This window comes from Siccirubricoccus deserti, from assembly GCF_014283215.1.
Lineage (GTDB): Bacteria > Pseudomonadota > Alphaproteobacteria > Acetobacterales > Acetobacteraceae > Siccirubricoccus > Siccirubricoccus deserti.
The window spans coordinates 1-6127 of sequence record NZ_JACOMF010000124.1; the positions used below are offsets into that span (position 1 = coordinate 1).

Annotated in this window: 8 protein-coding genes and 1 pseudogene; 6 read left to right on the top strand and 3 right to left on the bottom strand. The window is 66.7% G+C overall.

The window, feature by feature from the left end; translation table 11 throughout:
* The coding region (locus H7965_RS28285; RefSeq protein WP_186773716.1) for a transposase at window positions 1–153 on the bottom strand (153 nt) is incomplete at its 3' end.
* Between the two features lie 70 nt (window positions 154–223).
* The gene (locus tag H7965_RS28290) at window positions 224–1042 is read right to left on the bottom strand and encodes an HpcH/HpaI aldolase family protein (protein ID WP_186773865.1); all 819 of its coding nucleotides are present in this window, start codon (window positions 1040–1042) and stop codon (window positions 224–226) included.
* A 311-nt stretch (window positions 1043–1353) separates the two neighbouring features.
* On the opposite strand from H7965_RS28290, the gene H7965_RS28295 reads away from it, so the two are divergent.
* The 4 genes and pseudogenes from H7965_RS28295 to H7965_RS28310 all read left to right on the top strand — a co-directional run bounded on the left by H7965_RS28295 (window position 1354) and on the right by H7965_RS28310 (window position 2970).
* Window positions 1354–1605, top strand: a complete 252-nt coding sequence (locus H7965_RS28295; protein ID WP_186773866.1) for a hypothetical protein — start codon at window positions 1354–1356, stop codon at window positions 1603–1605.
* Window positions 1602–1823 carry a hypothetical protein gene (locus H7965_RS28300; RefSeq protein ID WP_186773867.1) on the top strand — a complete coding sequence of 74 codons (222 nt, stop codon included), beginning with the start codon at window positions 1602–1604 and terminating at the stop codon, window positions 1821–1823. Before H7965_RS28295 ends, H7965_RS28300 begins: the two co-directional genes overlap by 4 nt.
* A 15-nt stretch (window positions 1824–1838) precedes the next feature.
* Window positions 1839–2012 (top strand): annotated as a pseudogene (locus H7965_RS28305) (putative toxin-antitoxin system toxin component, PIN family); the annotation flags it as partial.
* Window positions 2002–2970 carry a tyrosine-type recombinase/integrase gene (locus H7965_RS28310; protein ID WP_229682847.1) on the top strand — a complete coding sequence of 323 codons (969 nt, stop codon included), beginning with the start codon at window positions 2002–2004 and terminating at the stop codon, window positions 2968–2970. The pseudogene H7965_RS28305 and the gene H7965_RS28310, both read left to right, overlap by 11 nt.
* Window positions 2971–3052: 82 nt before the next feature.
* Here the strand turns inward: H7965_RS28310 and H7965_RS28315 are convergent, their stop codons facing one another.
* A complete protein-coding gene (locus H7965_RS28315; protein ID WP_315898717.1) occupies window positions 3053–4639 on the bottom strand; it encodes a DUF6880 family protein in 1587 nt (528 codons plus the stop codon).
* A gap of 71 nt (window positions 4640–4710) precedes the next feature.
* On the opposite strand from H7965_RS28315, the gene H7965_RS28320 reads away from it, so the two are divergent.
* Together H7965_RS28320 and H7965_RS28325 are read left to right on the top strand one after the other, a co-directional pair.
* Window positions 4711–5052 carry an SWIB/MDM2 domain-containing protein gene (locus H7965_RS28320; RefSeq protein ID WP_186773869.1) on the top strand — a complete coding sequence of 114 codons (342 nt, stop codon included), beginning with the start codon at window positions 4711–4713 and terminating at the stop codon, window positions 5050–5052.
* 61 nt (window positions 5053–5113) lie between these two features.
* Window positions 5114–5976 (top strand): IS5 family transposase gene (locus H7965_RS28325; RefSeq protein WP_186773872.1). Its coding sequence is split into 2 segments (ribosomal slippage): window positions 5114–5519 and window positions 5519–5976, totalling 864 coding nucleotides; the frame shifts between segments, so codons are not numbered across the junction.
* Window positions 5977–6127: the final 151 nt, after the last annotated feature.

Genomic DNA, 6127 nt, shown 5'->3' on the forward strand with positions numbered 1-6127 from the left:
CCCCTCCATGGCCTGTCGCTTCCACTCGCCCACCATGGTCTGGTGAATGCCGTGCTTGGCCGCCAGCTGCGCCGTCGTCAACTCACCCCGCAGCGCTTCCAAAGCAACCTTCGCCTTGAAATCCGCCAAATACCGCGTCCGCTTGCCCGTCATCCGGGTCCGTCCTTCTCACAGGCGAACCGAGCTTACCCACCTGTCCGAAATCCGGGGACCACCTCAGTGGTCAAGGAGCTTGGCTGGGGTTAACGCTGGATTTCCCCACGCTCGGCCGCTCGTCCTCCAGCTGCTGCCGCCATTCCGCGGTCTGGCGCACCAAGCTGCCGAGCATCAGCACGTCGAAGCCGTGCACCGGCAGACGATGGCCTCGGTGCAGCAGGTCGTGGGTCTGCTCACGGGTTAACGCGGCCGCGCCGAGCGGGATGTGGGCAGCAAGGATCACCCGCTCCAAATGGGCGAAGGCCTCTTGGAACTCAGGTACGTCGAAGCGGCCGGAGACACCCAATTCTGTCGAGAGATCGAACTGGGCAATGATCATACCATCGATCCCCTCGACCCGGCAGATTGCCTCGATGTTTTCCACTGCGGCGCGGGTCTCGATGAGCAGCAGGCAGACGGTCTGGTCGCCGTGCTGCGGCAGGTAGTCAAACAGGCCAACACCCCAGCGGGCATGCGCGACGAAGGGGCCCCAGCCGCGACGGCCCTTAGGCGGGTAGCGTAGCAAGGACACACATTCGGCCGCGTCTGCGGCGGTGCGCACTTGCGGGAAGACGATGCCCTCGGCGCCGAGATCCAATGCCGGCTTTACCCAGGCTTCATCGCAGCGGGGCACCCGCACCAGTGGGGCGCACCGTGTCCCGGCGGTTGCCGTGATCATGGCGTGCAGGCTCTCGGGCCCGACTGCCCCATGCTCCTGGTCTATGACGACCCAGTCTGCACCGGCGGCCGCCATGGCTTGCACGGACACCGCTGAGGGAATGGTAGCGACATAGCCGGCGAGGGTTTCGCCGTTGCGGATCCGCTGCTTCATTCCTGCAATTGTCATGGGCAGATCCTCCCGTGTCAGGCGTCGATCAGCACAGGCCAATGCCGCATCGCCCGACGGCGGCCAGCCTAAGACGCCACTAAGGCAACTGCACCTCGATTCAGGGTGCTGGGCAAGCTACGGCGGAGCCAAAGCTTAGCGCCGAATGGGAGTATGCGACGTGGCGTCGGCTCCGAGCCGGCAAGATCGCGCTCTCCGCTTTCTCGCCCATCCCTTGCCCCAACCTAGTATATGATAAATGGGCTTTATCTCACATAGATGCTTGCCCCGGTATGGCCGGCCCGCATAGGCTCCCACCCAGGAGGCATCCCATGCCCGACACCGTTCCGGTGACCCTCGAGGTCGAGCCCAGCGCCGCCGCGGCGCTCGGCGACCCCCGCACCCGCGCCGCGATGGGTCGCCTGGTCAGCCGGGTGCTCAACCCGCATTCCGGCCCGAGTGAGCTGGCGCGGGCGATCGCCGAAGCCAAGGCCGAGGCGCGTGCCACCGGCCTGACCGACGCCGACATAGACGCCGAGCTCGCGGCCTACAACACGGAGCGCCGTGGCGGCCCCGCGGCTTGATCGTTTTCGACGCCTCGGCCGTGGTGAGCGCCGCACTGCGGGAGGACGGCACCCCTGAGTGGGCGCTGCTGCGCGCGGAGGCAACCGACGTTTTCGCGCTCTCGGCCGAGGTGGACGCGGAGATCGCCGGCGTGCTGGAGCGGCCGCGCTTCGCCACAGCCGTCTCCGCCGCGCGGCGGGCGCGGATCCTCGACGTGCTGCGCAGCGGGGCGGTGTGATTCAACCCGTCCAAGCGCGTGGCGGACTGCCGCGACGCGAAGGACAACGAATACCTGGAGCTCGCCCTCGCCTCCAGCGCGTGGGCGATCGTCAGCGGCGACGCCGACCTACTCGTGCTGCATCCCTGGCGCGGCGTGCGCATCCTGCAACCGGCGGACTACCTCGCGAAGGTCGCTGGTGGCGCATGACCTGATCCTGTCCGGCGCCGGCGCCCCTGCCCTTCCTGCCCTCGTCGCCGCCAGCGGCGAGCGCGCCGGCCTGCGCTTCCTGGAGTTCTTCGCGGCCGCCATCCGCAACCCGCACACCCGCCGCGCCTACGGTCAGGCCGTTGGCACCTTCCTCGCCTGGTGCGAGGCCGAGGCCGGGATCTGCGCGTTGTCCGCGGTGCAGCCGCTGCACGTCGCCACCTGTATCGAGTGGCAGACGCGCGAGCATGCCGCCCCGACCGTGAAGCTGCGCCTGGCGGCGCTGCGCCACCTGTTCGACTGGCTGGTGACCGGCCAAGTGATCCCGACCAATCCGGCCGCCTCGGTCCGTGGGCCGCGGCACAGCGCGTTGCGCGGCAAGACGCCGGTGCTCGACGCCGCCGAGGCCCGTCAGTTGCTCGACAGGATCGACGCCACGACACCGGCCGGGCTGCGCGACCGGGCGCTGATCGCACTCATGGTGTTCAGCTTCGCGCGGGTCGGTGCCGCGCTGGCGATGCGGGTGGAGGACGTGTTCACGCAGAACCGGCGGCTCTGGGTGCGGCTGCACGAGAAGGGCGGCAAGGCGCACGCTATGCCCTGCCACCACACGCTCGAGGCGTACCTGCAGGCCTACCTCGACCACACCGGCATCGCCGGCGACCCGAAGGGGCCGCTGTTCCGCACCATCGGCCGCGGCACCGGACGGCTGAGCCGCACCCCCCTGCCCCAGGCCAACGCCTACGCCATGATCCAGCGCCGCGCCGCGGCGGCCGGCATCGGCACGAAGATCGGCAACCACACCTTTCGAGCGACCGGCATCACCGCCTACCTGAGGAACGGCGGCACACTGGAGAATGCCGCCGCCATGGCCAACCACGCCAGCACGCGGACCACCCAGCTCTACGATCGCCGGCGCGACGAGATCAGCCTCGATGAGGTTGAGCGGATCAGGCTGTAACCGTATCTGCGCTTTTCTGATCCCCTGACCGCGAAGGTGCGCGAACTAGCCATCGGCGAGAGACCAAGCCGGATCACCGGCCTCAACGTTCGGTCACCTCGCCTACTTGGCTCCAGAAGCCGGTCTTCCGGCCGTGCCTGGCGCGCAGCCGAATGAGAAAGGCTTCGTGAGTCTCGCATGTCCCGAAGTCCTGGATGCCGGCCAGAAGTGACTGGCATTCGAGGAGGTGCCGAGCGGCGTGCTTGTAGCGGGTGGACTTCGCGCCCTCGAGCGTGTCCTCGATCATCGCACGCCGGAGCAGGGTCGCAGCCAGCGGGTGCTTGCCTTCGATCAGCCGCGCCGCCGGATCAAGCAGGTAATACAGGTTCCCATCGATCTCGGAGGCCCGCGCGAGCACAAGCTGGGCTGCCCGGGCCTGATCCGGCCATCCCGTGAAGAAATCGAGCGCCGCGGCGAAGCTCCGGAAGCCAAGGGCGTGCCTCATGGCACGCTCCTCGGCCTCGACGTCGTCGAAGTCCGGCAGCCTCTTCAGGTAGGCGCGCAGCCGATCGGCCGAGAGCCGCTCCTCGAACGCCGCCCAACGCAACTGTTGGGCTTTGTCCTGCCTGCCGGTCGCCTCGAGTGCCTCAATGTAGGTCGCTTCCCATGCGTCATCCACGGCGAGCCCGATGAGATGGATGTCGTCGTCACGCGCGGCCTTGGTGGCGCTCCGCTTCGGCCTTGCCCGTTCGAGCGCGGCAATCGCCTCGGCCGCCCGGCCAGCAGCGAGAAGACGGCGGCCGATCTCTGCACCCTGGTGGGGCATGCGCCGTTCCTCCGGGGGCACGAGCGCGATGTAAGCGTCGACATCGGACTGGCCATCTGCCAGGGCCTGCAGGGCCGTGCGCACCACAAGCGCATGGTAGTTCCGTTCGCCCGGCTTTCCAGCTCGGTCTGCCAGAACCGTCCTCAGCCGCTCCTTCAGGTGTACCGCCCCCGCCTTACCGAGAGCTGAGAGCATGACCGTCACCAAGCCGTCGAAGACGCCGTAGTCATTGGCCTGCACGGCGGCGAGCACCCGATCCGCAAGGTTCAGTGGGTTGGGTTTCGCCTTGGCCGCTATCGTCCCGAGATCCTCGCATGCCGCCCGAAAGACGCCCCCGACCGAGCCATTGCTGTCGTCGACGCGGTTGAGCACCGGCTCAGCGAGATCCATGAACCGCCACATAAGGTCGAGCGCCAGGTCGGGGCGGGTCTGGGCAACCCGGTCGACGATTATCGCCCGCTGCAGGTCGAGGTCCTTCACGAAGTCACGGCGCTTCTGCCAGTTGATGAAGGACCGCGAGGATCTGAGGGCGGTGAGGCGCTTGCCGGTCTCGGCGGCGATGGTGTCGCCGCCGGTCCGTGCGGCCAGTTCCAGTCGCAGGCGCCGTTTGACCTTGGCATCACCGTTCGCGAGCTCAACGAGGATCGCGGCCAGGCGCTCCGGGCCGAGTGCCATCAGGTTGTCCAGGGTAACGGTCTTCTTCGAAGCCATGCCCTCAGCGTCCCAGAGTCCTTCGAAGCGCCGCCCGGCTGTGTGGGTGTAGTGGACGGTATATCGGGAGTCCCGGTGGCCAAGGTAGTCCTGGATGAGCCGCAGGTCGTGGCCCTCATCGTCGAGCGCGAAGCCGCTGGAACCGATGGACACAGCGGCCGTTGCGCACCGAACCGGTGGCCTTCCTTGAGATGGCAAGAGCAAGAATGAGCAGGAGCGCGGCAATGCCCAGCAAGACGACCTCAAACAAGCCGAAACCTCAGGCATCCAAGAATGCCGAGCCGTTGAATGCAGCCAAGATTGCGAAGCCCGCCAAGGGCAATAAGCCAAATGCGCTCCAGCAGCCGCTCAAGCCATCAGAGGAACTGGCAGCTGTGATCGGCGAAGGAGAACTCGCCCGTGGCGAAGCGGTCAGCAAAGTCTGGGCCTACATCAAGGCCAACAAGCTGCAGAATCCGAAGGATGGGCGCGAGATCCTTGCCGACGACAAGCTGCGCAAGGTGTTTGGCAAGGACAAGGTGACCATGTTCGAGATGAACAAACACCTTGCTCAGCATCTGAACTAGAGATCTTAGTGTCTGTCCGCGAACATCTTGAATCCGTGGAGTCACCTGTGATTCGTTCGGTCTGGAGCGATTCGGGGGGGCGTGGCGAACGTGGACGGCGGAGAACCGGTCTCGGTATGACCGGAGCAGGCTGCGCTACCCGAGCGACGTGACGGATGCGGAGTGGGCGCTAATCGCTGGGATGATCCCGCCGGCGAAGCGCGGCGGCAACGCGCGGACCGTGGACTTGCGCGAGGTGGTCAACGGCCTGCTTTACGTCCTCGGCACGGGCTGCCAGTGGCGGGCGATCCCGAAGGACCTGCCGCCGCGCAGCACGCTGCATGGCTACTTCATGCGCTGGGAGTGGGACGGCACGCTGGAGCGGATCCACCACGCGCTTTATGTGCAGTGTCGCGAGCAGGCGGGACGTGAGACCAGCCCGACGGCGGCGATCATCGACAGCCAAAGCGTGAAGGGCGCGGAAAAGGGGGGGCCTCGATCGACCCACACGGCTACGATGGCGGCAAGAAGATCAAGGGAAAGAAGCGTCACGTGCTGGTCGACACGCTCGGCCTGATGCTGCACGCCGTGGTGCACAGCGCCGGTCTGCAAGACCGTGACGGCGGCGTTCTGGTGATGGCGACGCTGTTCGGGATGTTCCCGTTCCTGCGCAAGCTCTACGCCGATGCCGGCTACCAAGGGCCGAAATTCCAGGCCGCGCTGAAGCGCGTGCTGCGGCAGGTGCAGATCCAGATCGTCAGACGCTCCGACACCGCACAGGGCTTCGCGGTGCTGCCCCGGCGTTGGATCGTCGAACGCACCATCGCATGGCTCAACCGATGCCGCCGCCTCGCCAAGGACTGGGAGAACCTCAACCGCACCGCGCTCGCCTTCCTACGCCTCGCATCCATTCGCCTCATGATGCGAAGGCTCTGCCAACACTGAAAATGTTCGCGGACCGACTCTTAGCCCGGATCATTCACGTGGGCTGACGGGCATGGTGCAAGCCGCTGACCGGCAATAGATTTCGGCTGCGACACTCGAAACCAGCCGTTTGCGGAGACCATGCCCGCCAAGGTTGAACCTACGCCGCCCC